1 pseudogene is annotated in these 215 nt (G+C 39.1%); it reads right to left on the reverse strand.

The features are described from left to right. Positions 1-215: pseudogene (locus tag G7034_RS02090) on the reverse strand (T9SS type B sorting domain-containing protein); the annotation flags it as partial.

Raw genomic sequence — 215 nt, forward strand, 5'->3', positions numbered from 1 at the left:
CAAGAATCATTAAATCCATCTTCATTTGGAGTGAAGAATTTTGGGTAATCGATTAAAGAAACTAGTTTTGTTTCGGTAGCACAACCACCTAAATCTCTACCAATCACTTCTACTTCTCCAGCTTCTAAACCGCTAAAGATTAAACTTGATTGTCCGTCTTGAGCTACCCAAGGACCGCCATCTACAGAAAACTCAAATTCGCCGTTGCCTTGAAT

It is taken from the genome of Psychroflexus maritimus, assembly GCF_011089875.1.
Taxonomy (GTDB): domain Bacteria; phylum Bacteroidota; class Bacteroidia; order Flavobacteriales; family Flavobacteriaceae; genus Psychroflexus; species Psychroflexus maritimus.